Source organism: Candidatus Chloroploca sp. Khr17, assembly GCF_004138165.1.
Taxonomy (GTDB): Bacteria; Chloroflexota; Chloroflexia; order Chloroflexales; family Chloroflexaceae; genus Chloroploca.
On record NZ_RYFF01000004.1, the window covers coordinates 125,978 to 149,341 of the forward strand.

The 23,364-nt window shown below is 56.4% G+C and carries 22 protein-coding genes and 2 tRNA genes; 7 read left to right on the forward strand and 17 right to left on the reverse strand.

Annotated elements, in window-relative coordinates; genetic code table 11:
* Positions 1 to 6 precede the first annotated feature (6 nt).
* The 3 genes from fabG to EKD05_RS03980 form a co-directional block, all read right to left on the reverse strand.
* On the reverse strand, positions 7 to 747 hold the full coding sequence (gene fabG / locus EKD05_RS03970; protein WP_129671134.1) for a 3-oxoacyl-ACP reductase FabG: 741 nt from the start codon (positions 745 to 747) through the stop codon (positions 7 to 9).
* A gap of 187 nt (positions 748 to 934) precedes the next feature.
* Positions 935 to 2,041: an alpha/beta hydrolase gene (locus EKD05_RS03975; RefSeq protein ID WP_129671136.1), complete on the reverse strand. Its 1,107-nt coding sequence runs from the start codon at positions 2,039 to 2,041 to the stop codon at positions 935 to 937.
* Positions 2,042 to 2,135: 94 nt separating this feature from the next.
* Positions 2,136 to 2,570 carry a hypothetical protein gene (locus tag EKD05_RS03980; RefSeq protein WP_129671138.1) on the reverse strand — a complete coding sequence of 145 codons (435 nt, stop codon included), beginning with the start codon at positions 2,568 to 2,570 and terminating at the stop codon, positions 2,136 to 2,138.
* A gap of 145 nt (positions 2,571 to 2,715) precedes the next feature.
* On the opposite strand from EKD05_RS03980, the gene EKD05_RS03985 reads away from it, so the two are divergent.
* Positions 2,716 to 4,419, forward strand: coding sequence for a M3 family oligoendopeptidase (locus EKD05_RS03985; protein WP_129671139.1), 1,704 nt, complete (start codon positions 2,716 to 2,718; stop codon positions 4,417 to 4,419).
* A 36-nt stretch (positions 4,420 to 4,455) separates the two neighbouring features.
* On the opposite strand, the gene EKD05_RS03990 is transcribed toward EKD05_RS03985, so the two are convergent.
* The 3 genes from EKD05_RS03990 to EKD05_RS04000 are packed head-to-tail and all read right to left on the reverse strand — an operon-like array spanning position 4,456 to position 7,344.
* Complete coding sequence (locus tag EKD05_RS03990; protein WP_129671140.1) at positions 4,456 to 5,922, reverse strand: cell wall metabolism sensor histidine kinase WalK; 1,467 nt, start codon at positions 5,920 to 5,922, stop codon at positions 4,456 to 4,458.
* A gap of 59 nt (positions 5,923 to 5,981) precedes the next feature.
* Positions 5,982 to 6,908: a methylmalonyl Co-A mutase-associated GTPase MeaB gene (meaB, locus tag EKD05_RS03995; RefSeq protein ID WP_129671220.1), complete on the reverse strand. Its 927-nt coding sequence runs from the start codon at positions 6,906 to 6,908 to the stop codon at positions 5,982 to 5,984.
* A 28-nt stretch (positions 6,909 to 6,936) separates the two neighbouring features.
* Positions 6,937 to 7,344, reverse strand: a complete 408-nt coding sequence (locus tag EKD05_RS04000) for a cobalamin B12-binding domain-containing protein (protein WP_129671141.1) — start codon at positions 7,342 to 7,344, stop codon at positions 6,937 to 6,939.
* Between the two features lie 349 nt (positions 7,345 to 7,693).
* On the opposite strand from EKD05_RS04000, the gene EKD05_RS04005 reads away from it, so the two are divergent.
* Positions 7,694 to 7,770: transfer RNA gene (locus EKD05_RS04005), tRNA-Glu, on the forward strand.
* Between the two features lie 13 nt (positions 7,771 to 7,783).
* Positions 7,784 to 7,859 (forward strand) — tRNA-Asp (locus EKD05_RS04010).
* A gap of 43 nt (positions 7,860 to 7,902) precedes the next feature.
* On the opposite strand, the gene EKD05_RS04015 is transcribed toward EKD05_RS04010, so the two are convergent.
* The 6 genes from EKD05_RS04015 to EKD05_RS04040 all read right to left on the reverse strand — a co-directional run bounded on the left by EKD05_RS04015 (position 7,903) and on the right by EKD05_RS04040 (position 16,233).
* Positions 7,903 to 8,577 (reverse strand): FHA domain-containing protein, encoded by a 675-nt coding sequence (locus tag EKD05_RS04015; protein WP_129671142.1) that lies wholly within the window; start codon positions 8,575 to 8,577, stop codon positions 7,903 to 7,905.
* A 15-nt stretch (positions 8,578 to 8,592) separates the two neighbouring features.
* Positions 8,593 to 12,600: an FtsK/SpoIIIE domain-containing protein gene (locus EKD05_RS04020; RefSeq protein WP_240695622.1), complete on the reverse strand. Its 4,008-nt coding sequence runs from the start codon at positions 12,598 to 12,600 to the stop codon at positions 8,593 to 8,595.
* A gap of 16 nt (positions 12,601 to 12,616) precedes the next feature.
* The gene (locus EKD05_RS04025; RefSeq protein ID WP_129671144.1) at positions 12,617 to 13,006 is read right to left on the reverse strand and encodes a hypothetical protein; all 390 of its coding nucleotides are present in this window, start codon (positions 13,004 to 13,006) and stop codon (positions 12,617 to 12,619) included.
* A 229-nt stretch (positions 13,007 to 13,235) separates the two neighbouring features.
* On the reverse strand, positions 13,236 to 15,056 hold the full coding sequence (locus tag EKD05_RS04030) for a hypothetical protein (RefSeq protein ID WP_129671145.1): 1,821 nt from the start codon (positions 15,054 to 15,056) through the stop codon (positions 13,236 to 13,238).
* Between the two features lie 12 nt (positions 15,057 to 15,068).
* Entirely contained in the window at positions 15,069 to 15,869 is an 801-nt protein-coding gene (locus tag EKD05_RS04035; protein WP_129671146.1) for a hypothetical protein, read from the reverse strand.
* 82 nt (positions 15,870 to 15,951) lie between these two features.
* Positions 15,952 to 16,233, reverse strand: coding sequence for a pyrophosphorylase (locus EKD05_RS04040; protein WP_129671147.1), 282 nt, complete (start codon positions 16,231 to 16,233; stop codon positions 15,952 to 15,954).
* Between the two features lie 103 nt (positions 16,234 to 16,336).
* Here EKD05_RS04040 and EKD05_RS04045 point away from each other — a divergent pair, with 103 nt between their 5' ends.
* The 3 genes from EKD05_RS04045 (at position 16,337) to EKD05_RS04055 (ending at position 18,795) form a co-directional block, all read left to right on the forward strand.
* Positions 16,337 to 16,621: an ABC transporter ATP-binding protein gene (locus EKD05_RS04045; protein ID WP_129671148.1), complete on the forward strand. Its 285-nt coding sequence runs from the start codon at positions 16,337 to 16,339 to the stop codon at positions 16,619 to 16,621.
* 448 nt (positions 16,622 to 17,069) lie between these two features.
* Positions 17,070 to 17,759 (forward strand): hypothetical protein, encoded by a 690-nt coding sequence (locus EKD05_RS04050; protein ID WP_240695623.1) that lies wholly within the window; start codon positions 17,070 to 17,072, stop codon positions 17,757 to 17,759.
* Between the two features lie 223 nt (positions 17,760 to 17,982).
* Entirely contained in the window at positions 17,983 to 18,795 is an 813-nt protein-coding gene (locus EKD05_RS04055; protein WP_240695624.1) for a DUF4397 domain-containing protein, read from the forward strand.
* A gap of 81 nt (positions 18,796 to 18,876) precedes the next feature.
* Here the strand turns inward: EKD05_RS04055 and rsmG are convergent, their stop codons facing one another.
* The 5 genes from rsmG to EKD05_RS04080 all read right to left on the reverse strand — a co-directional run bounded on the left by rsmG (position 18,877) and on the right by EKD05_RS04080 (position 22,068).
* Positions 18,877 to 19,602, reverse strand: a complete 726-nt coding sequence (rsmG, locus tag EKD05_RS04060; protein WP_129671150.1) for a 16S rRNA (guanine(527)-N(7))-methyltransferase RsmG — start codon at positions 19,600 to 19,602, stop codon at positions 18,877 to 18,879.
* Entirely contained in the window at positions 19,595 to 20,239 is a 645-nt protein-coding gene (gene nadD, locus EKD05_RS04065) for a nicotinate-nucleotide adenylyltransferase (protein WP_129671152.1), read from the reverse strand. The genes rsmG and nadD overlap by 8 nt, the downstream gene beginning before the upstream one ends.
* Before the next feature lie 13 nt (positions 20,240 to 20,252).
* On the reverse strand, positions 20,253 to 20,501 hold the full coding sequence (locus tag EKD05_RS04070; protein ID WP_129671154.1) for a hypothetical protein: 249 nt from the start codon (positions 20,499 to 20,501) through the stop codon (positions 20,253 to 20,255).
* 17 nt (positions 20,502 to 20,518) lie between these two features.
* Positions 20,519 to 21,445, reverse strand: coding sequence for a hypothetical protein (locus EKD05_RS04075; RefSeq protein WP_240695625.1), 927 nt, complete (start codon positions 21,443 to 21,445; stop codon positions 20,519 to 20,521).
* A gap of 77 nt (positions 21,446 to 21,522) precedes the next feature.
* Positions 21,523 to 22,068: a hypothetical protein gene (locus EKD05_RS04080; protein WP_370374873.1), complete on the reverse strand. Its 546-nt coding sequence runs from the start codon at positions 22,066 to 22,068 to the stop codon at positions 21,523 to 21,525.
* 582 nt (positions 22,069 to 22,650) lie between these two features.
* Here EKD05_RS04080 and EKD05_RS04085 point away from each other — a divergent pair.
* Entirely contained in the window at positions 22,651 to 23,310 is a 660-nt protein-coding gene (locus EKD05_RS04085; protein ID WP_129671156.1) for a PspA/IM30 family protein, read from the forward strand.
* The last annotated feature ends 54 nt before the right edge of the window (positions 23,311 to 23,364 follow it).

Sequence of the window (23,364 nt, forward strand, 5' to 3'; positions counted from 1 at the left end):
AATGGACTAGAAGAGCAACCCACCGTCCACTGAAAGCGTAACACCGGTGATGAAGCTCGACTCATCCGACGCCAGGAAGAGATAAGCATTCGCAATATCCTCGGGGAGACCGAGGCGACGGAGGGGAGTACGCTCACGGACACTTTCGAGAACTTTTTCGGGCACCGTGGCAATCATCTCAGTAGACGTAAACCCTGGGGCAATGGTATTGACGCGAATCCCATTGGGGCCAAGCTCACGGGCCCAAGTCTTGGTCATCCCGATGACACCGGCCTTCGCGGCGACATAGTTGGTCTGCCCAAAATTACCATAGAGACCGACGACCGAAGCAGCATTAATAATCGAGCCACCGCCACGGCTAATCATGCTTGGCACAGCGGCTTTAGCGCAGAGCCAGACACCCTTCAGGTTGACCGCAATAACCGAATCAAACTGAGCCTCGGTCATCTTCTGCATCCGCGAGTCGCGGGTAATCCCGGCATTATTGACCAGGATATCAACGCCACCGGCCCAATTCATCAACGACTGAAACGCTGCTTCAACCGAGTCAGCCCGGCTCACATCGAGGAAAACAGCCTTGGCCTGACCATCGGCCTGCTCAATTTCTTCAGCTGCAGCCTGAGCGGCGCTCATATTAATATCAGCAACAACAACTTTGGCACCTTCGCGAGCGAACGTCATTGCGGTCAATTTACCAATACCCTGACCACCCCCTGTGACCAAGGCGACCTTGTCTTTGAGGCGCATAGTGTTCCTCATGGCGAGGATACTGGATCGTCGACAGAGACACCGCTGGTGGGCATCGGTGGGCCGACCCTGTAACCTGGCTTTAATAGTTGAATGCTACAAAAAACCGTGTTAGATATGACATAACCAGAACGTAGGCCGCGCCATACATTGCTGATGCGGCCTACCAGCATCTAAAATCGAGCTCTTACGCACTACGCTTGGCAAGCCAGTTATCAATCTGAGGCCATGTACGCTTACTTGCGCCACTGCCCACCATCAGACCGATATGACCGCCCTTCATCTCGAGCAAGAGCTTATCTTGTGTACCGAACTTATCCATGGCTGCCGTCGACTGGCAATTGGGAACGATATGGTCTTTGTCGGCGATCACATTCAGCACACTGGCCTTGATATTCTGGAGTTCGACCGGACGGCCCTCCATGATCAACGTACCTTCCATCAAGCGGTTCTCACGGAAGAACTCCTTGACCCACTGACGGAATGCAGCCCCAGGAAAATCGACATTATCGGTAACCCAGGTATTCATCGAGAGCCATGACTCGACGACATTAGGATTATCGAGATTATCCCAGAGCTTGAGATAGTTCATGACATAGTTTTCGACTGGCTTGAGCATTTTGCTCCCATAGTCGATCACTGCACCAGGAACATTGCCATATTGACGCACAAGTTCGTCAACATTGTAGAACTCGGTATTAAGCCATTTGTTGTAGGGGCCGGCTTCTTTGTTGGCAAAATCGAGTGGTGCGGTCAACAAGATCAAATTGCGTAGGCCATCATCGGGACGCATTGCCGCATAGAGTGCAGTAATCGTTGCCCCGATACACCAGCCACACAAACTGAACTCGTGCGAGCCTGAATGACGTTGCACTGCTCTGACAGCCCGGGGAAGAAACTTGAGCGAGAAGTCCTCGAAATCATAGTTTGCATCCTCGAGTCCAGGCCGTCCCCAATCAAGCAGATAGATGTCATAGCCCTGCCGCACCATATATTCAATGAAACTGTTGCCAGGCCGCAGATCATAAATATCAGGCCGGTTAATCAAAGCAAACACCAGCAGCAGCGGAGTGGCTTTACGCTGCTCGAGGGGGGTCTGCGGATAGAAGTGGTACAGCTTCATCTTGTTGAGTGTCCAGATTGTTTCACGGGGCGTTTGCCCGATCTGGACATTCATACGACTGGCGGCAATCTTCGAGAAGGTGTCGCTGCTCTTGCCAAGCCGCTCCATCTCTTCATACAATTTCGCCGTCATCACCTCAACATCGAAGGTTGCGGTGCTCGGTGTAGTCATGGGCAACTCCCTAATATAGACGAAGAATGATCATGGCATGCAACAACATCATGCCGTGACAACAGCACCCACTTGCATGTCTGCGCGGCGCGGCCTAACTTTCAGTTGTTTGCTTCCGGCTACGACGGTTGGCAGGCTTGGCCTCTTCAGCGGATGGATCAACAGGCTGAGCAGCTTGTACCGAACCGAGTGCACGAATAGCAAACAGCACGTCGTCGAGTTGTGCCTGCATATCATCAAGACGAAGTTCAATGTTGGTCATACGGGCTGCAAGGCTGACAACTTCAGCACGCGAAGGCATGTTGACCTGAGCAAGATAGGTTTCCATGTACTGTTGAACAGCCTTCTGTGCCGGAGCTGAAGCCGCGAGCAGCGTGTCGAGCTGCATGCCAATGGCTTTGGAAAAGACTTCCGTGTTGACCAGCGAAGTCATACCTTTCGCCCAGGCATCGAGGTTGGCGTCGCGAATGGTGCGCCAGGTGCCGAGCGGATCGTTAGGGTCAAACCCGCCGGTCGCGTTCTGGCTCATAAGAGTCTCCTTTGACAGTGCGCAATAAACACGCATTCCTTCTGTTTTAGTATTACCCCAAGGGTACCGTAGATAGTTACGACAGGGTTACATTGCAGTATAATTCATTCTAACGGAAGCGATAGAGAGAAAATGAGGTTATTCTATGCAATTGTCACTACCCACATCAGCGCTCGAGACGCTTGAATGGGGCTGGCAGGCGTGGCGTCCGGGGTTTGCTCTGCTCCGTGAGGCGCCACTTGATGCAAGCACCGTTGCAACATGGCTGGCAACGTGGACAACCTTGAGCAATTTGATCAGTGAGACCTATGCGCGTCTTTCGGTGGCAACAACGTGTGATACAACCGACCCCGTTGCCGAGCAACGTTTTCATGCATTTTTGAACGATGTCTACCCACAAGCGATGGCGGCTGACCAGGTGTTGAAGCAACGTTTGTTGGCAAGTGGGCTTGAGCCAGAAGGGTTTACGGTGCCGTTGCGCCATTTGCGTGCTGAAGCAGCCTTGTTCCGCGAGGCGAATCTGCCGTTGCAAACCGAAGAACGACGCCTTGGCAATGAATATAATCGGGTGATCGGTGCCCAGACGGTGCATTGGGATGAACGTGAGTTGACAATTGCGCAGTTGGCACCCTATTTTGAAGATCCTGACCGCAGGGTGCGTGAACAGGTCTGGCAGTTGGCTTCCACCCGTCAACTGGCTGATCGTGAAGTCATCAACGATCTCTGGCGTCAACTGCTCGCCTTGCGTTTGCAACTCGCGGCAAACGCCGATCTGCCTGATTACCGTACCTATGCGTGGCAGGCGCGGCAGCGCTTTGACTATACGCCTGACGATTGTCTGCGCTTCCACGACGCGATTGAAGAAATAGCCGTGCCTGCTGCCGAGCGTGTCTATGCCCGCCGTGCGGCACGTCTGGGGCTTGACCGCCTGCGGCCCTGGGATATCATTGCCCGTGCCCCCGAGGATACCCCGTTACGCCCGTTTGCCAATGGCGAAGACCTGGCTGCCCGTGGCGAAGCCGTCTTGAGCCGGGTTGATCCGGTGCTCGGTACGCATTTTGGGACGATGCGGCGTGAGCAGTTGCTTGATCTTGATAACCGTAAGGGCAAGGCTCCGGGTGGGTACTGCACGACCTTTGCGGCAGCCGGGCGTCCGTTTATTTTTATGAATGCCGTCGGGATGGCAACGGATGTCCGTACCCTGCTGCACGAGGCCGGGCATGCCTTCCATGTCTTTGCCACCGATGCATTGCCGTACCATCAGCAGCGCTCAGTGCCAATTGAGTTTGCCGAAGTTGCCTCGATGGCGATGGAGTTGCTGGCCGCACCATATTTGCGCCGTGGCGATGGTGGCTACTATGCCGATGAAGCGGCATATGCACGCGCACGGATCGAGCATCTTGAAGGTATTCTGCTCTTCTGGCCCTATATGGCTGTGGTTGATGCGTTTCAGCATTGGGCATACACCAATTCTGAAGCAGCCGATGATCCCTCGGCATGTGATGCCGCCTGGGATGGCCTCTGGTCGCGTTTCATGGGTGCCCTTGACTGGTCAGGCTTTGAAAGTGACCGGATGACTGGTTGGCATCGCAAGCAGCATATCTATCGTTACCCCTTTTATTATGTTGAGTATGGTATGGCGCAACTCGGTGCCGTGCAAGTCTGGTGCAATGCGTTGCACGATCAACCAACGGCCGTCAAGCGCTACCGTGAGGCGCTGGCGCTTGGCGGAACGGTCACTCTGCCTGAACTCTTTGCCGCTGCAGGGGCCCGTTTTGCCTTTGATCAGGGAACCCTGCAAGACGCAGTCACGCTGATTGAAGAGACGATTGACGAATTACAAGCGTGAGAAGTCCACGCTCTGCGATGAGCGCATGTGCTCAGTTTAGACCTGAACAGTCTCGTCAACGGGGCGCGCTTCCACCAGATCAGGCTGCACCGCAAGGGGGAGCCAGATAGCAAAGGTGCTGCCACGTCCTGGCTGACTTGCCACCGTCGCATACCCTTGATGGGCTTCGGCGACACGCTTGACAATCGAGAGACCGAGCCCCGCACCGCCACTATGCCGCGAGCGCGACTGGTCGGCGCGGTAGAAACGGGCAAAAACATGCGCGAGTTCGGTCTCTTCGATGCCAATGCCAGTATCAGCGACACTCAGGCAAGCAAAGCCGTCCCGTTGTTCAAGACTCAACGTCACCGAGCCACCCTGCGGCGTATACTGCAACGCATTGACCCCCAGGTTGAGCAAGGCCTGTTTGAGGCGATCGCGGTCACCTTTGATGATAACCTGGTCTTCGTTCCCAATGCGGAGGTGGACACCCTGAGCAAGGGGACGCAACTCGCGGTAGACTTCGAGCACGAGAGTATCAAGTTCCACCAGTTCACAGCGTAGTTCCACGTGGGCATCACTCTGGGCCAGGAGCAACAGATCATTCACCATACGAATCAATCGTCCGGTCTCGCGGCGCATATCAACAACAGCCTCGGTCGCAAGCTCAGCATCACGCAAGCCTCCGCGGTCGAGCACCTCAAGATTGCCTTGCATCGCGGCGAGTGGGGTGCGCAGTTCATGGCTTACATCGGCAACAAAGCGTCGTTGGGTCGTAAAAAGATCTTCAAGGCGGGCAAGCAGATCGTTAATCGTGATGGTCAAACGCTGGAACTCATCCTGATGAGGCGGCACTGGCACGCGCTGAGCAAGATCTTCGGCATTGACAATGCCCTGCGCCGTCCGTGTCAATTCATCAATGGGGCGCAAGACCCGCCCAGCAATCAGCGTCGCACCGAGACCGGTGAGTAACAGGGCAATAGCGCTGCCACTGATCAACATTGCCGTCAGAACCCCCAGAGTCAGATCGACATCACGGAGGGGACGCGAGATCTGAACGAGACCAACCACCTGGTCATTGCCCGATAAGACCAGTGGCGTCACAAGTGACGCGAGGCGGAGACCGCCCACCTCACGCACAACACTATAGCCGGTCCCAACATCTTCGGGGCCGAGCAATAATGCCGCGGGAGGAAGGGGAAGTTCACGATTGCCGAGATTAGGCGTACTATCGAGCAACTCGCCATCGGTACGAAAGATCTGCGCAACGAGATTAGGATTATTAAAAATTTGGATAAACTCAACCCGCAAAAAGAGGCGGAGTTCACCAGTAGGCGTACGAATCGGCTCGAGTCCACCGGCATTAAAAATGGCGCGCACCTGACTGGTGGCCGCCGAGAGTTCGCGCTGGACCCCGGCATAAAGCGCCTGGCGGACAGCAAAATAGGTACCGCATCCGAGCAGCAGCAGAGCGAGGGCAAAAAAGACGGTATAGATAAGCGTCAGGCGTGCACGAAATGACATAGCAACTCGATGAACCTTGCGCCTGCATCATTGGCAACGGCAAGGCCCGATGTACATACTCATGATTGCAAGAGCAACTCAGCAGCCGTATAGGGATCGCGTTCGCGTGAAGCAATCATTGCCACAAGATCTTGCCAAGCAGTGCCACGTAACCGTTCAACGGCCAACTCCTGGACAGCAGCAATCAACTCACGCTCGGCAGCGTCAAGGGCACGTTGGGTTGTTGTCCCTGTTTCGCGAAGATACGCCAGATGCTGAGCAGCGGCATCGACAATTGCCTCACTGCCCTGGGCCTGAAGTGCGACCGCCTTGAGCACGGGTGGTTGCCAGGCATCAGGCTGATACGTGCCGAGATGGAGCATCGTCTTGAGGTGTTGAAGCACCCGGTCGGCCCCGTCATGATCGGCCTTATTGACCACAAAGAGATCGGCAATTTCGAGCATGCCGGCCTTGATGCTCTGCACATCATCGCCCATCCCGGGCACCTCAACAACAATCGTCGTCTGGGCGGTACGGGCAATATCCACCTCGGACTGACCAGCCCCGACCGTTTCGATCAGAACCACATCAAAGCCTGCGGCATCAAGGAGCACCACTGCATCGGCAGTGGCCCGTGCAAGCCCGCCAAGGCGACCGCGGCTCGCCATCGAACGGATGAAGACCCCGGGGTCACCACCCAGCACCTGCATCCGAATGCGATCACCGAGCACGGCCCCACCACTAAAGGGAGAGCTGGGATCAACGGCAATAATGCCCACCGTCATACTACGGCGACGCCATACCTGGGCAAGTACCGTAACCAGGGTTGACTTGCCGGCCCCAGGTGCCCCGGTAAGCCCAACCACATGGGCATGGCCCGTATAGGGGTAGGCCTCGGCGAGCAGGGTACGCGCACGTGAACCACCCTGCTCTACCAGTGAAATCGCTCGTGCCAGCGCCCGGCGATCCCCAGCGCGTAGGCGGGGGATCAAGTCGTCAGCACGCATCATGGAAGAAGGTTTGCTATTCGTCACATCAATCTCGGCTTGCTAGCGCATGAGCCTGTATAAACCTGACAATATCGTGGGTTGAAGCGCCAGGGCCAAAGATCTCGGCGATGCCATGGTCGGCCTTGAGAACCGCTGCTTCGTTATCTGAGATAATGCCACCAGCCACAACCAGCACATCATCCATACCCTGTTCAGCCAGCAGACGCGTCACTTTGGGCAACAGGGTCATATGTGCGCCAGAGAGAATTGACAGACCGATGACATCAACATCTTCCTGGAGTGCAGCTTCGACAATCATCTGAGGGGTCTGTTGCAGACCCGTATAAATAACTTCCATGCCTGCATCGCGTAGTGAGCGGGCAATAACTTTGGCCCCACGATCGTGACCATCGAGACCTGGTTTCGCGACAAGCACACGGATCTTACGCTCCATGGTGAGCCTCCTGGGTTGGGTAGGGTGAACATCGTTCGGGAATTCCCGTATGGGCACTAAGACAGGGTTAAGGCTGAAACCTTGTCGAACGATACAGCTTCATAATTACAGAGAAGTGCAAGACTGAGGAAATTATAGCATGGCTCTGATGTTCATTGCGAATACCGGCTTTCGTAACGGTTCACACTTCTCCTGGGAGCGCGGGCGGCTCGCCCGCTCTGGTCTGGATGCGGGCGAGCCGCCCGCGCTTCCAGGGTGGTGCTTTACCCGAAGTGTGAACCGTTACGGGCTTTCTACGATTTGCATCTTTGGGCAGGATATGATATACTCCTCGCTGTGATGAGGTTGTGGCCCCATCGTCTAGCGGCCTAGGACGCCACCCTCTCAAGGTGGAGATCGCGGGTTCGAATCCCGCTGGGGTCACCAACAAATAAATCCTGGACCCGTGGTGTAGCGGTTAACATGTGGCCCTGTCAAGGCCAAGAGCGCGGGTTCGAATCCCGTCGGGTCCGCCAACCAGGTAGCAAAACGCTCAGAGTAAACTCTGAGCGTTTTGTGTTATGCCTCTTCCCCGCTTTCGACATGACCAGTGACCATCTGGATGCGCAAGGTCGGCCCGGCATCGCCAGGGATAATGCGATCACCGTCGCGAAGCGGCACCATCGTCGCTGGGGGCAAGCGTTCTTGGTTGAGAAAGGTGGCAAGATCGGTACGCCGGGTGGCGATTGACCATCCCCCATGGGCCTCAGGACCGATGTCACAGTGGGCTTCCCGTGACACATAGGCATAGGCTGAGGTACGCTGGGCAAGACGTGCCAGTTCCGCCTGATATGATCCAGGGTTCAGAAGTGCCATCATATGGAAGCACCAGGCTCGGGTCAAGGCAAGACGATGCTGCGGCAGGGTAATGGTGCTTCCATCAGGCAAACTGAGCAGACAGGCGACCTGACGGGTCAGCGCTTGCTCGGTCAACCAGAGATGGGTACCACTTCGTATGCCGTGAATGCTCAGAAGTGCCTTGCTCGGCAAGACTGGGCCATCAATGGCGCTGTTGCGGAGTTGGTACCGATGCATGTGAGCCGTACGATCATGGGTGGGAAGGCCACACCCGTGCGCCAAGAGAGGGATCAGTTGCACTGGGGGGCTGTCTTCACAGACAACAGTCGTTGTCTGCTCTTGCCCTTCAACGAGCCAGTGCAGCGTAACAGTAAGGCTTTCACGCCGTGCTTGCATCTCACTTCCTTTCGGTCAAACCCGGGCAAGCTGGAGAAGCTGATGCTCGTCTTCTCTGACCAGAAGGGCGCGTCCTGGAGGTTGCTCGGCGCTACGTTGATCGCTCAGGGGGAGGGCGACCCCCAGGAGGCGGGTGCCCGGATCATACCGGCCAGGCCAGAGAATAAGGCCGGAACGCCCCGCATCCAGCGCACGTAGAAGGTTATCATCAGCATAGGCCACACTGGCGGCGAGTAGCAGATGCTCACCATAACGACCGCCAACCTGGATCATTTCGCCCAGCGTATCGAGCAGATTGGGGCTACCACCATAACTCTGCGCAAACTGGGTGCGCATACGCTCGCGGCAAAGGTTGTAGTCATCAATGAGGACAAGTCGTCGGGGCGGTGAAGCGGCCGTCCGTGCTGCGATGAGATCGATCCTCAGCGCACCCGCTCCAGGTTCATCATCCGCATAGAAACGGGTATGGGCCAGTTCACGCAGCGCAGATAGGTTGCTCCGCGGGCCATCAAGGATGTACAGGCCCAGTTCAGCGGGATCGTGATGGGCAGTCAGTTGATGCACGATCAGGTGGAGCAGGCTCGTTTTACCACTACGCCGGGGACCAATAACAAGGGCATGAGGAGTTTCACTATCCAGCGCCAGCCACGCAGTATGAAGATTACGGCTTTCGCGACCAACAGGAAGCACCAGCTCACTGTGCGCATGTGCGGGTGGCATTGGCGTGGCAAGGGTAGCAACAGTGATGCGCTCGGGGAGCAACTCAACACGCATTGGTTCGGGATCAGAGCTTCTTCTTGCGCCCCAGAACGTAGCCAGATACGTCACATAATCGCGCACCTCACTGGTGAGATCAGGCTCGAATGGACTTGCCTCGCGTTCGGCGACGCCGGTTGGGGCCAAAGCCATAGAAGGAAGGGCAACCTGGAGATCCAGCGCTCCATAGTCGGGATGCGCCACCAGAGCACGTCCAGGCTGACCAGGAGGTAGCGGCGTTGTCACCCGTGTGCCGAGCAATTCGCTATAGTCGTGAAGCTCGGGCTGACGGAGCGTCAGGCGATGCTCAATCAAAGCTAACAAACGATAGCTCAGGTCAGCGGCACGATCGGCACTTATGACCAGATGCATACCACAGGATCGTCCGAGGCGCGCCAGGCGGATCAGGGTTGCCAACAGTTCATCGTCACCACCCTGTTCGCCAAATTCTTCACGGAGAACCGCGAGCTTATCAATGACAACCAGAAGTTCTGGGAGAACGATACCCGTCCGCAGCCGGTAGGCCGCGAGATCAGCCGCATCGGCAGCGCGCAAAAGCTCTTGTCGTTCACGAAGCGTCGTATCCAACATGCGCAGGAGGCGACGCACCCGTTCAACTTCACGAGCTTGCAAATGGTCACCAACATGCGGGAGACCAATGAGAGAACCGAGACCCTGACCACCCGCATCAACCAGGTAACACCAGAGCGCCTGGGGCGCAAAGGTCTGGGCCAGACTCAGCACGAGCGTACGCAGCAGCGTTGTTTTACCACTGCCGGGAGCCCCTACCAGAGCCACATGTCCAGTCGCAAAGTCAAAGGCAAAAGGTTGGCGGCGACACTCCTGGGGCACATCAAGCAAGCCAACAGGTGCCGCCTGCCATTGCGCTTGCCCAGATGCTTCGCTTGATGCAAGAGACGTTGGCTCAGCAACCAGTGCTCTGAGGGTCAGACGGAGGGGGAGCGGCGGTTGCAAGATGGGTTGCGGTAGCCAGCCAGGGTAGGCGGGGTCCATTGTGCTGCTAGCCGTGCGGAGGGCACGAACGAGCAGATCGAGGTCTGTTTCGCGTTCGGTTAAAGGGCCGGGATGCCCTGGAGCAACCGGTTGTTCCTGGCCGTTGCGCAAGAAACTCACGCGGGGGCCGTGTATCCCAGGCTCAGTGGGCTGATAGACTCCGGTAACGACGGCGACCTGGAGGGGCCGCACTTCGCCGCCTGAGCGCATATAGGCTCGTCCAGGCAAATCAGTGGTCAAGAAGGCCGCATCAGGCTTGAGCAACATCGTGCGACTATCTTCCGCATTGCCCAAGCGCAGAGCGACAAAGAAACTCAATTGGCTCCGAATCTCATCAGTAACGGCACGCGAAGGTTGCTGTGTTGCGAGCAGCAGATGCACACCGAGGCTGCGACCCTGTTTGACAACCCGAATTAACTCGGCCACAAAGTCTGGATAGGTGCGCGCTAATTCGTCAAACTCATCAACAACAATCAGCAGATTGGGCAAAGGTGGCAGACCCTGGCTCGCAGCGAGCACACGATAATCGCGGATATTTTCAACCTTGACCTCGTGGGTGGTAGCCATGGCTTTGAGCAAACTTTTGCGGCGTCGCAACTCACTTTTGATCGACGTCACGGCGCGTTCGGCCATACGGCCCTCGAGATCAGTGACGAGACCTGCGGTATGGGGAAGGGGTTCAAACATCATCAGAGCCGCCCCGCCCTTGAAATCAATCAAGAGCAACTGCAAGCGTTCGGGGCTATGGGTGGCACACAGCGCAGCAACGATTGTTTGCAGCAACACACTCTTGCCTGCACCGGTTGCCCCGGCGATAATACCGTGCGGCCCATGACGGCCTTCATTGAGATCGAGACAGACCGGCACGCCATCCGCGCCAGCACCGATTGGAACATCGGGATGCCACGCCAGAGGCAATGGTTTTGACCAAGCTGCGGGTGGCGTCAGACTCAGTTCATTGCGGATACCAAGCAAATCAAAGAGTCTGACGCTACGCGGAAGATCCTGTGCGCCACCACGTTCGAGCAAACGAATGCCTGCGAGGCGGCGTGCGAGCTGATCACTTATGGCAAGTGCAACCTGATCGGGCGTAAAACGCCCACGGGGCCACTGTTCGCCACTGCGAACCCAACGACCACCGTAGGCATCCAGTTCCAGCATCGCGGCACAATCTTCGGGGATCTGATGCCACGCCGCGACCAGCAAAAGGCAGACCATACCGAGAGAGGCACCATGGCGAATAACCTCGGCCAGCGCAGGGTATGTCTGAGGCAAATCGGCCCCATCGATCAACAAAAGGATCCGCGGTTCTTGTTGTGATAAGGGATTGGCCCCGGGACTCTGCTCACGGCGCCGACTGAGTTGATCAAGTAACTCACTTCCCAGGGCACCAATAGTTCCAGGTGAAGTGGCAAGCATGCGCTTGCCAGGGGCAGAATCATTGCCCAACGGAATCGTATGGGGAAGCCAGCGGAGCCATTCCCATTCATCGGCGGTCGCAGCCGGACAAAACAGAGCGACGCGGAGATCACCCGGAGCGTGCAACACCACTGCTTGCCAGAGCAGAGCACGTATGAGGGCACTGGCAGCAACACGAGAACCTGCCACGGCAAGCGAACCGAGCGTGCCAAGCGGCACCGTGATAGGCACCTGGCGCAGGGTTGCATATTCAGTGGCAATCCGGTAGAGACGCTGATCGACCATACCATCACGCGTGGGGGGAGGAACACAGGCCTGACTAGAGGCTGGTATGCTGCCAATCCCCACCCGCAGATCGAGAAAATCATCATCGCTGATACGACGCTCCCACAATCGTGGCTCAGGCCTCGCCTCACCGCTACCCGCAATGAGCAAGAGTTCGTTGGTCTCGGGATGAAGATAGCATCGCGCAGTGCGTTCCTGGTCATAGAGGCGACGCAGGCGTGTCCGCCCCGCTTCCAGCTGATCTTCAAAAAGATCAGTGCGGCTGCGATGAACAGCAGCCGCATGACGAGCCTTAACGCGATGCTGATGCAAGCCCAGACCAAGACCGAGCAGGGCCATTGTTCCGGTTGGCAAAGCAACCAGCAACGGATTGCCACCGGCGAGGCTCGCGGTACCGGCAAAAACACCAGCCCCGGCAAGTGGCAACAGCATCGGCAACAGATCAGGCTGTCCGCTTTGCGGCGGATCAGGCGGCTCGGGCAAATCAACGGTTTCGCAGGGCCAGTGAGGGCGAATCCGGGGAGGACGATTAAAGATCTGGTAGGTCATGCGCATAGGTTCCTGCTCAAGGTTTCTTTGCCAATTGGCGTTCACGCTCACGTTCGCGCTCACGCGCTTCTTCCTCTTCACGTTCACGTTCCTGGCGTTCCCACTCGGCGCGATCACGTACACGGCGAACCTGTTCATCGTAAGCTTCGGCATCAGCGCGAGCCAGACAATTGGCCGCATCGCGGCAATCGCCTGCAAGCTGACCCGCATCGAGGTTCTGGGAATGGCGTTGATGGTCAAAGAAGCTACGATGGCTTCCTAGCCAGACCTGGCAAGCATCGCTTCCCAGCCTTGTGCAATCACCAATAGTGCTTTCGATCGTGTCAGCAGCATAGCGCAGGGCAAAGATAGCGGCCCCGGCAGCGCCGTGATCCCAACGAACATCATCATAATTGGGTCGTTCCATAGTTGTTTGCTCTCTACGGCCAGCTAGGTTGGTTTTCGCGAGTCCAAGCGTGATGGCGGGATGCGTTGGGTCTCTATCGGCCTTCTTCGCTGGAACAAACCTGTGATGTGAGCTTGTTCCAGCGAAGGCAAGACTCCTTAACTTCCTGGTATTCTGGAGTGCCGGCTTCAGCCGGCTAAAGCCGGCACTCCCTTCGGCAGCAGAGCAGAAAACGTACGTTACTCACGACTTACCTTGATGGGCCTAGTGAAGGCGGCGTTGGTGTTGGCACGGGCACGGGTGTTGGCACGGGCACGGGTGTTGGCACGGGCACAACAACATTCCAGGCAAACGACTCCGGCGTTGGCATCAGGTTTTCGGAAGCTTCGAGGTTGAAGGGCACTGGCGTGGGCCTGGGGCCAGGGCCAGGCGGCGGTGGTGCGGGTGCAGGCAACGGGGCAAGTTCGAGCAGATCGCTATAGGCGCGATAACTGATGCTCGCAACCTCGTAAGGCGCGATCTGGAGTTCGTAAGGCAGATCCTGATATTTGCTGACATCCCCATAGCTGGTATGGGCCTGGATGGGATCATCAATAGAGTAATTGTTGAGCATGATGATATTCTCGTATCCACTATGACCAGCCCCGACACTCAGGGCCAGCGCATCGTCAGAGTCAACATAATGGCGTTCGATCGTGTGCGCAAACGGATCATCATCTTCGTCGGGTTGCTGATCAGCACCGGCGGGGCCATTCGGTCGTACCATGCCCAGGGTAATGAGCGAAGCACAGACAATGCCTGCTTCTTGCATCCGTTGGCGTACTTCGGGATCGTTGCGCAAGAGCATACACATGCCACCGCCCATGCTGTGGCCTTCGAGATGCAGCCTGCTCCCAGGTGGGATGCGTTCGAGGGCTGCAAGGAACCGTGCCTTAACCTGCAGATAGTAGGCGTTCGTTTCGGTCAGGTTCATAGAGGTCTGGATGACAGCAGTGAGATTATTGGCAGCACCGGGCTTGTGGGGATCAAGCCCAGCAAAACTGATCCGATAGTCACCCGTGGCGTCATTGAGCCGCTCAAGACGAACCTGCTCATACGGCCAGTAGCTGATGCCACAGTGATCGCCAAAACGAGCATCGGCGATCAGCGGGTGAAAGTGTGCTTCGGGAACACCACCGGCGCTGAGTTCGAAGGCCTGGGTCACACTGACATTGAGGACACCCTCTTCGGCATCAATCAGGTATTCAGCGGAGGTTTCGTCACGGGCCTCAATCGTCTTGCCCAGTTGCTGACTCAGATTCAGCGAAAGTTGATCAAGTTGGGTGGCGATCAAGAGAAAGAGTTGAGGATGCAGGTGGGCTTGACTCTCGTACCAGAAGCCCTGGTGCAACAGATCAAGCATATCCCCGGTCTCTTGCACATCTTCGTAGGCCCAGCGTGGGCCATTGCCAAAGGTCGTGAGGAAGATGGTCTCGAGGCCACAATGAACCAACCCCAAGGCCAGGAACTGGGTCAAGGCAGGTGTGAGCAAGGGAAACGCAGGACCGACCCACTCCAGCGACAGATTGAGGCTTGTCACAAGCAGCAACAAGCGCAGGCCAATCCAGTTCCAATGCAACTCTTCGTAGGTGGCGACAATCTCACCAAGGGTAAAATCCACCCCAAAAAAGACCGGTTGGTCGGCTCCCTGCTCCCAGAGGGTCTGGGCTATCAACATCAGGGCACCGTCAAAACCATGCTGATCGTAGTGATGACTGAGCACCCGCAGACCATTGTGCATCGTCTCGACAAGTGAGCGACCTCCGCCCAGGGCCGTATCGGCGATGGCAAAGCCATGGGCGATCTGTCCTGTCCACGACGCAAGTTCAGCTTCGCGGCGTGCGAGTTGTAAGAGGCGAGCCGGAAGATCGGGCATGCCACCAGGGGCAGGGAACTCGGTGCAGCGGGCCAGACATGGGCCAAGAGCTGCATCAAGCCGACGCGCCTCATCTTCGAGACGTGCAGCCGCATCATTGCCGCCACGAGCGTAGATGGTGAGCAACGGAGGACGAGCTGAGCTAGTCGTGAGCATCGAAGAATCTCCCTAAGCAACAGGTTGAAGCCATGCAGTCATAGTGGCAAGCTCACTGCGGAGCCTGGTGCCATCAATGGGATGCAAGGTCAGCGTCGTGGATGAGCCGTCTGATGGGCTCCACCAGGTACCAGATGTGCCAACAAGCGCAACGGCACCACAGACCTGCGGGGGGAGGCCAGTGGTCATACCGCGCATAGCCCCGAAGGCAAAACGGGCGGGTTGTGGTCCAACCGCGTACAAGAACTGGCTCGCCAGATCAGATTCAAGACCACTGGTCATCAGTGAGCGATGAGCGATCGCAACGTCACCCCGATCGATGGCATCAAGGGTGGTAGCGAGCACATCCACTGCGACCGTCACAACCGGCCTGGGCTGTTCAGGATGAGCATCAAGCGTCGCGACCAGCCAGGCTGTCGCCTCAGCATGGCTCCCCAGGAGCCTGAGGCGATGCGTACGGGGCAAGGGGCTGGTATGGAGGACAACAAGGCCTTCACACGACGTGAGATGTGCAACCTGTCGCTCGTTGGCGCGACGCTCTACCAGGACGAGGCAGCTATCAGCCAAGGCGACTGAGCGGGTAAGCTCGGCAAGCGCACGAACAGGCTCAGGAGGATAGAGGGCCTCGGTATCAAGTTGTACGAGTTCGCGTGCAAGGAGACTCCCGGTTGCTACGGCGAGCGCGATGCCCAGCCCGATCTGGTCGTACCCTTCGGTTGGACGAGGACCCAGGGCGAGCGGGGTAGGCAAACCCAGCAGACCGAGGAGGAGGAGCAGTTCCTCGTGACTAAGTTGGAACGAGTGGTCTTCCATTGGTCTCCCTCGATTTCGTAGCGTACCTGGCAAGGTATGCGTCGTTGGCTGAACACGCCTTGCCAGGGCACCAACTTCAGCCTCACATATTGCCGCCAGCCTGCATGATGTTCTGATTGATCTGATGGATCTGTAGGCGCAATTCTTCGAGCGCCTGCTGAATCACGATCAACTTCTGATGGGTATCACTCCAATGGGCACGAAATTCGGTGGCAAGCCGTCCATCCCAGTTGTCGGGCTGCGAGAGAAGCTGGCCTTTGCTGTTGAGTTGGTTAATCTGATCAAGCAGTGGGCCGTTGACGATCCCTTGAAAGGCAACGATAGCTTCACGAGCGGTAGCCGTCGAAAGAACACGATCACTCATAGAGAACCTCCTGTAGACAATGCGGTTATAATCGTCTCGCACGTTATACCGCCGGATAGTCCAAAAAGTTACGGTCGCTGATCAAACAACCGAAGGATCTGCCATGAATATTTCAGAGCATCGTCTCAAGCGCCGCAAGCGTTGGGCGCTGTGGGGTGCCTTGATTCTCGCTGCCCTGGCGATTGTGCTCGGGGGGCTCTTCAACGTCTTAATTGCGCTGACTGGACACAACGTTCCACCTGACACAGGGATAGGCTTCTGGGCCCTCTTGCTGTTGCGTTCATCGTTGGCCTGGGGTGGGGGTGCGCTCTTCTTTGGTGCCGTGCTAGGGGTCTTTGCCTCGATGATCTGGCGCGACGACGAAGAATTGCGACAGCACGAAAGCTAACGAGTATCAACGTACGCAGGGCAATTGCATCCTCCGTTGGTGCGTGCCGCCCTGCGCACGGATCGCCCCCATCAGCCCCCACCGTCGGCGTGAATACCTCGGCTACCGAAGGCGAAGTCGGCGAAGGCCGGCTCGCTCAGGCCACACAGGTGGCCTTTGCTCGCCAAAAGCCGAGGCGTTGACGGCGACGGCAAGAAGATGCAATCGCCCTGAAGCAACCTACGCCCCTACTTGCAGAAGCAGTAGGGGTATGTTATACTCAAATTGCATATAAACAAAAAATATGCTTTATGTGAATTGTCATTTCATACTTAAATTACTCCTGCTGCCCTGAGAAAAAGTTGGCGCTCATTTCGGTTCTGTGTATGTGCAAAAGGATTGTTTAACGCTTGCATATGCTGTGCAAGTATGATACACTCAGCCTGATACCATCACAGCGGAGTCACTCGTGAATGTACAATTAAACAAAAACTTCCCCAAGGCGGGTGAAGAACCAAGCAGTGTGACAGTACGCAATGCGGAACGGCTGATCTTGTTTTACTGGCTTATTTCCGGGGTGCTCGGGGTGATCTTTCTCTGGGACTGGCTGATGGCCTGGAATGTTCCGGTGACATTCAGCCATCCATGGTTCGTGCTCTACTTGATCTTCTCGTTTGGACTGACCCAGGTTCTCTATTTGCTGGTAGCGCGCCACGATGGGCGCCCATTGCACTGGGGGGCAACGGCGATCTTTGCCATCGGCAATGGGGTCGCCGAAACGCTCGCGTTTGCCTTGGTTTACCGGCTCGGCGAAGTGATCGGGACATGGCTGATTGGGCTCGTTGCCCCATCCTTTGCCGCACTTGGTGGGTTGATGGTGGGCATTATTTTCTTTACCATTTATGGTGGCCTGATTCATGGCCTCTTCTGGATGCGCATTTTGCCCCCACACCTCGATGACTCACCCCGTTCGCAGGCGATTCGGAAGAATCGCCCCATCGCCGAGATTGTCCTGGTTCTCGGGTGGAGTCTCTGCTTGTGGTGGACCCGCGATATCTGGACAGTGATCTTCTTCCATGTTCTGGTAGATATTGGCCTGATGGTACTGGTTCGTCCTCCCATCTTTGGGGGACGCCCAAGCCCTGTGCCAGCCAGTTGACCTTTGATGATCGCGCAAACCGAAACCGCCAGCAATGCTGGCGGTTTCGGTTTGCGCGATCAATGTGCGCTCGCTTTGAAAATCCCGTGCATAATTGCTCTCAGTTCATACATCCATCCTCTCAGCTCCTGCGTAATGGTATATGTAACAATGACTGTGCATATCCTATGCATAATGTTTGCATAGGGGCTTAACGCAAAAAGCTGTTTTGAGGAGGAAGTCTGTGAAGTTGTCAAAGCTGTTCGTATTTGCTCTGGTTGCGGTGCTCGCCTCGCTTTCGTTTGTGCCTGCTACCTTCGCTCAGGAAGGCAATGCTCAGGTTCGGGTTATTCACGCGTCGCCTGATGCACCTGCTGTCGATGTTTTTGTTGACGGCGATCGCGTGCTGTCGAATGTCCCGTTCTTTACGGCGAGTGACTATCTTTCGCTGCCCGCAGGGACATATCGCATTCAGGTGAGCCCCACCGGTCAGCCGGCAAGTGCTGCGGTGATTGATGCCAATGCGACGGTCAGCGCTGGTCAGGCGTATACGATTGCGGCCACCGGCCTGGTTGCTTCGATCCAGCCAACGATTATCGTTGACAACCTTGCTGCTCCGGCGAGCGGCAACGCCAAGGTGCGGGTCTACCACTTCTCGCCCGATGCGCCTGCGGTCGACATCAAGCTTGCCAGTGGCGATACCCTGGTTTCAGGTCTGGCTTTCCCCAATGCAACTGACTACCTTGAGGTTCCTGCCGGTACCTATGACCTTCAGGTGACGCCTGCCGGTGCTAGCGCAGTGGTCATTGACCTGCCTGGTACGACGCTTCAGGCTGGCCAGATCTACTCGGTCTTCGCCACCGATGTGGTTGCTTCGATTACTCCGCAGCTCGCTGTGACCCAGGGTCTTCAGGTCGCTGTTCCGCTGCCTGCTCCTGAGGCACCGACCACGCTGCCGACCACGAGTGGCTCGTCGGCTCCGCTTGCCCTGTTTGCCGCTGTCGCTCTGGCGATGGTTGCTGGTGCGCTGATGCTGCGCCGCCGCGCTTCGCTCTAAAGAAGCGTTTGAGTACTGCCGAAGGGCAGGTCAGCCTAGCTGACCTGCCCTTCGGCGTTTCGCTGAACTGTATCGGGTTGTTTATCCGGTGAGCGGTTTACGGGTAGGGGTGCCAACTGGCCGTGGGTAGCGGCGATCGGTAGAGGCAATTTTCTCGATCAGAACGACGCTACGTGGTTCAAGCCCGGGAAGCAGCACTGGCTCGATGCTGTGCAAACGACCACCGAGCATCGCGAAGACCGGTAAAGCGGCCTCAACCTCGGCCCGAGGATCGGCCCCTTTCGGCGCGAGCAGCCGTCCACCGGGGGCCAGCAGAGGTAACGCATATTCCGCAAGCACGCGTAAATCGGCGACAGCGCGTGCAGTCACAACAGGATAGCGTTCGCGCTCGTAGGGGATACGGGCAAAAGCCTCGACCCGTTCGGTGACTATGCGCACCTGCTCAAGCCCAAGTTGCATGATCAGATGTTTCAAAAAGTTGGTCTTTTTGGCAACCGAGTCGATCAAGACAAGCTCAAGTTCAGGAAACAGGATCTTGAGCGGCACACCTGGCAAGCCTGCCCCACTGCCAATATCGATCAGTGCCGCTGGTGACGTACCGCAGAAACGAGCAAGGGCCAGCGCGTCGAGAAAATGGCGCAGGTAGATCTGGTGGCGATCAGTGATCGCAGTCAGGTTGGTATGGGTATTCCACTGGGCCAGGGTCTCGGCATAGCGGCGAAAGAGCGCCAACTGCTTCAGATCAAGGCACAAGCCCCACGCATCCACCTGGGACACGAGCATCTTTTCCGCAACATCATCAGTCATATTCAGGCACACCTTTGGCTTGGCTTGCATCACGATAGAGTTGATGGGCCGCGATATAGTGACGCACAGGCTCTGGTACCTGATAGCGTACCGAACGTCCTATGCTGATACGTTGACGAAGATCGCGGCTTGAAATGCTCAATTGAGGGCCCTCGATCAGACGTGCTGTTCTGATAACTTCGACTGGCAAGTGATGGGCAAGGAGTTGGGGCGTATGGGGGTAGCCAGGCCGCAGCATAAACGCAAAGCGCGTTAAGCGGGCAATCTCGGGAAAGCGATGCCAGCGTGGCAATTCCAGAGCCGCATCAACGCCGAGAATAAACCAGAAGGTTGCCATTGCGCCATAGCGTTGAGCAAGAAATTCGAGGGTCGTGATCGTATACGAAGGAGGTGGCCGCTCGACCTCAAAGGGTTCAGGAAGAAAAGCCGGATGATCTTCACAGGCCAAGCGAACCATCGCGAGGCGATGGTGGGGTGTGGCAGCAACTTCATCTTTGAACGGCTGGCGGGCGGCAGGCACAAAGAGCACCTGATCGAGCCCGAGCACGTCGCGGGCTTCTTCAGCGATCACCAGATGGCCGAGATGAAGGGGATCGAAACTCCCCCCATACACCCCGATACGCCTGAGGTGTGGCACTGGCAGATGCTCCTCAGGCTGCGGCAAGGTCAAATTCACGGGCAGACTGAAAGAGATGCCAGACCACCCACGAGAGTGCGTGCTGATCATCAGGCGACAGATCATCAACGTAAGGCGCAATCAACTCGAGCACATCACTACGGGGCAACAGATAGACCCGTGGCCCGAGCGACTCGTGGATCTGGAGAGCGAGGACATCAGCGAGATCGAGCATATCACGTTCGGGGAGATGCCGATCCGTGGAAAAACGATAGCCTTGCATAGGAACAGCCCTGTAGACTAATAACGACCCGTTGGCCGATGGCGCCCTTCAACATACCGACCAGCATCATCATAATAGGCTTCACCGTGGGCTTGGGTTTGTTGCGGTTGCACCGGGACAGGGACGCGTTCCTGGGTGCGGCTACGACCGGGGAGGAGCGCATTATCAGTCAGGCTCTCGTGAATATAATCGAGATAACTACGGATATCATCATTATCATCAAGACTGGAAAAAGGCACGGTTGCGCCACTCACTGTTTTGACACTTTCGCCGATATCACGCAGGGTATGATCAATGCCTTTGACCAGACCGCGCATCACACCAGCCAGTTCTTCTTTTTCTTGAACCGTCAAATTCGCGAAACCGATCAAGGCTTTTTCCTGTGCTCGTAACAATGTCGCACGGAGAATCGCAATATCAGCCTGGGTTTGCAACTCATAGCGACGCACCAAATGCGCCTGGCGCACCTGTTCCACCAATTCTTCGCTGGTGACAGGGGTCCAGAGCAAAGCCGGAATAATAATAAAGCCAATAATGCCAATAATGACCTGCTGGAGGATCAGGCCTGTCCCGGCAACTACTGGCTGAGACGCCCACCATGAATATTGGATTTCAAAAGAATAATAAAGCAAATAGAGCGAAGCGCCGATAATGACCGCATAGCCCCACGTACGGGCATTGATCTTCTGGAGCAACATCCCGCCGGGAGACCAGGGAATCAAAAAAGAGGTCAGACTCGGCGGAGCCAGGACAAGAATAGCGGTAAACGCTGTTGCGACAACCCAGTTACTCGTCAGTTGACTCTGGACACCCCACCAGTAGACGGCCGAACCAATCATCGCTACGACCGCCAGAAGCGCGAGGAGCGATTTCGCGGTAAACTGCCACCCTCCATTGCCACGCCGCCGCTGCCCTCGAACCATGTCAAGATATCGGCTACTCACATCATCTCTCACTTCCAGGTTTACGCTCACCCTGCTATTATAGCACTTGTGTTCTTATTAGGCAAGGCGGTTTTTGCTTACAAAGGTGCAATGTTAGAACCGACAAAAACGTACGTTTCGATCCAATCTGAAAAGCCAGCCACCCGAATACGTTCGAGCAAGGCTGGCGAAAGGGCCGTCAAACCATAGCTTACATTGACTTGATACGGCACTTCAAGGGCCTCGACCCCCTGACCCCGCAAAATAAAGCGCGCCTGCGCAACAAATGGCCCATTTATGCGTCCAAGGATGACTGATTGTTGTTGCACAGGATCGTACCACCAGAGCTCACTCCCCGTTGTCGTAAAGGCAAGGGGCGCAGCAAAGATTTGCCGATCAATCTGTTGGACTCGCCAGCGCTCTTCGTACGTCAGTTGAGGGGGAGGAGGCACGGCGAGGGTTGGCAAGATTTCTGGAGCAGGTGGAGGGTCAAGCGAAGGAAGCGGGGTGAAGGTCGGATCGAGGGCAGGAGTCGCCTCTGGTGGGGGTACAGCGGTCGCCGGATCGGGGGCGAAACTGCCGACTGAGGTCGGATCTATCGCTATCGTCACGGTCGGCCTGGGCAATGCCGAAGGACGTTCCACAGACGGCATCTGGCTTGTTTGCAACACAGTCATGCAACCCGACAGCAGAAAGATACTGGAGGTTAAAAAAAATAAACGAAGCCAACATCGAAATGAAGATACTCCGCCTGATTGTGGACAGCTTGAGGTCACCTTAGGCTGGTGGCTCACCACAGTCGTTCGCTTGCTACGGTAGAGCAGAACCGCTTGTCGGAAGGTTCTATACCGTCAACGTCAATGCTACACCCAGCCCATGATACCACAGTTGTTGATTCTCTTAAGACGACACGCCTGATCGCATGATGACAAGAAGAGGCATGGGGGCATAGAGGAAACACAGCTACGCTGTGTGGCAAGATCTGGGCAAACATCACGGCTGGCTCGTCTAGACTGAGCCCTGAGCGGGACAGGGCCCACCAAGGCCCGGGAATAGTTAGAGAAAGGTTAGCATATTCGTTATCTCATGTCAATAGGTTTTGTTCCTATTGGGCAAAACCTGACTGCCATGCTAGAATGAGAGAGGAGAACAATCTGGTCGGAACAGGGGTTCCGTACAATGATGCCGGAGACCAAGCGTACCAGTTAAGGGAGGAAACTACGACCATGTCAATTCTTACGCGTATCAAAGATCTGGTCAGTGCGAACGTCAACTCGATGCTTGATCGTGCTGAAGATCCCGAGAAGATGGCCAACGAGTATCTGCGCCAACTTACCAACGAGCTCTACGAGGTTCGTACGGGGGTGGCAACAGCGATGGCCGATGAAACCCGGCTTGAGCAGCGACGAATTTCGGCCTTTGCCGAAGCTGAGCAGTGGACAGCGCGGGCTGAAGCGGCGCTCCGTGCTGGTGATGAAGAACTGGCCCGTGCGGCTCTCTCACGCAAGGTACAGAGCCAGAAACTCGCCGAGCAGTTCCTGACCCAGGAGCAGGCCCAGGAAGAGCAGGTCAACGCGATGCAGGATGCCCTCGTGCAACTCGAGACCCGCATTGCCGAGGTGAAGGCCAAGAAAGAACTGATCATTGCCAAGAAGAATCGGGCGCAAACGCAGGAAGCCCTGCAACGCACGGCACAGAGTATGAGCCAGATCGGGACGATGGATAAGCTGAGTCAGTTGGAAGAGCGGGTTGATGACCAGTTGGCAAAGGCTGACGCAATGGCAAAACTCGAGCAGGGTTCACTCGAGGCACGCTTCGAGGATCTCACGAAACGAACCGAAGTTGACTCAGAACTGGAAGAACTAAAGCGCAAACTTGGGATGTAAGCGCCTGGTGGGAACAATTGACGCCCCGTGCCGGGCAGGAAGGGCTGCCCGGTT

What these genes read in the sequence shown, in the direction of transcription:
- fabG (WP_129671134.1), bottom strand. Translation starts at nt 747, where the DNA reads ATGCGCCTCAAAGACAAGGTCGCCTTGGTCACAGGGGGTGGTCAGGGT.
- EKD05_RS03975 (WP_129671136.1), bottom strand. Translation starts at nt 2,041, where the DNA reads ATGACTACACCGAGCACCGCAACCTTCGATGTTGAGGTGATGACGGCG.
- EKD05_RS03980 (WP_129671138.1), bottom strand. Translation starts at nt 2,570, where the DNA reads ATGAGCCAGAACGCGACCGGCGGGTTTGACCCTAACGATCCGCTCGGC.
- EKD05_RS03985 (WP_129671139.1), top strand. Translation starts at nt 2,716, where the DNA reads ATGCAATTGTCACTACCCACATCAGCGCTCGAGACGCTTGAATGGGGC.
- EKD05_RS03990 (WP_129671140.1), bottom strand. Translation starts at nt 5,922, where the DNA reads ATGTCATTTCGTGCACGCCTGACGCTTATCTATACCGTCTTTTTTGCC.
- meaB (WP_129671220.1), bottom strand. Translation starts at nt 6,908, where the DNA reads ATGCGTGCTGACGACTTGATCCCCCGCCTACGCGCTGGGGATCGCCGG.
- EKD05_RS04000 (WP_129671141.1), bottom strand. Translation starts at nt 7,344, where the DNA reads ATGGAGCGTAAGATCCGTGTGCTTGTCGCGAAACCAGGTCTCGATGGT.
- EKD05_RS04015 (WP_129671142.1), bottom strand. Translation starts at nt 8,577, where the DNA reads ATGCAAGCACGGCGTGAAAGCCTTACTGTTACGCTGCACTGGCTCGTT.
- EKD05_RS04020 (WP_240695622.1), bottom strand. Translation starts at nt 12,600, where the DNA reads ATGACCTACCAGATCTTTAATCGTCCTCCCCGGATTCGCCCTCACTGG.
- EKD05_RS04025 (WP_129671144.1), bottom strand. Translation starts at nt 13,006, where the DNA reads ATGGAACGACCCAATTATGATGATGTTCGTTGGGATCACGGCGCTGCC.
- EKD05_RS04030 (WP_129671145.1), bottom strand. Translation starts at nt 15,056, where the DNA reads ATGCTCACGACTAGCTCAGCTCGTCCTCCGTTGCTCACCATCTACGCT.
- EKD05_RS04035 (WP_129671146.1), bottom strand. Translation starts at nt 15,869, where the DNA reads ATGGAAGACCACTCGTTCCAACTTAGTCACGAGGAACTGCTCCTCCTC.
- EKD05_RS04040 (WP_129671147.1), bottom strand. Translation starts at nt 16,233, where the DNA reads ATGAGTGATCGTGTTCTTTCGACGGCTACCGCTCGTGAAGCTATCGTT.
- EKD05_RS04045 (WP_129671148.1), top strand. Translation starts at nt 16,337, where the DNA reads ATGAATATTTCAGAGCATCGTCTCAAGCGCCGCAAGCGTTGGGCGCTG.
- rsmG (WP_129671150.1), bottom strand. Translation starts at nt 19,602, where the DNA reads ATGACTGATGATGTTGCGGAAAAGATGCTCGTGTCCCAGGTGGATGCG.
- EKD05_RS04070 (WP_129671154.1), bottom strand. Translation starts at nt 20,501, where the DNA reads ATGCAAGGCTATCGTTTTTCCACGGATCGGCATCTCCCCGAACGTGAT.
- EKD05_RS04085 (WP_129671156.1), top strand. Translation starts at nt 22,651, where the DNA reads ATGTCAATTCTTACGCGTATCAAAGATCTGGTCAGTGCGAACGTCAAC.